Genomic DNA, 255 nt, shown 5'->3' with positions numbered 1-255 from the left:
CAATTCGGCAACTTGACCCAGAGCCAATGAACTATGGCTAGCACCAGCGCACTGATACCAAGCCATTTGTGAAGACGGTACGTCTTGTCGAGACCGCCCAGAAACGGTTCAACACGGGCCGGCCGCATCGCGAGAAGCATGCCGGCACTCATGCACCCGATGGCGAGAATGCCGGTGAAGTTGATCATCGATAGCTGCAAGGCACGAAACGCCTGGAGTGCGCTCGAGAAATCATCGGCGAGAAGCCACAGCAGG

1 protein-coding gene is annotated in these 255 nt (G+C 57.3%); it reads right to left on the bottom strand.

The features are described from left to right. A partial coding sequence (locus SCA31_RS24455; protein WP_410699570.1) for a ferric reductase-like transmembrane domain-containing protein occupies positions 1-255 on the bottom strand: 255 nt, incomplete at both ends.

Source organism: Chryseobacterium sp. SIMBA_028 (assembly GCF_046535285.1).
Taxonomy (GTDB): domain Bacteria; phylum Bacteroidota; class Bacteroidia; order Flavobacteriales; family Weeksellaceae; genus Chryseobacterium.
Note: the sequence above shows the minus strand (reverse complement) of the source record. Positions and strands in the feature narration are given on the sequence as shown.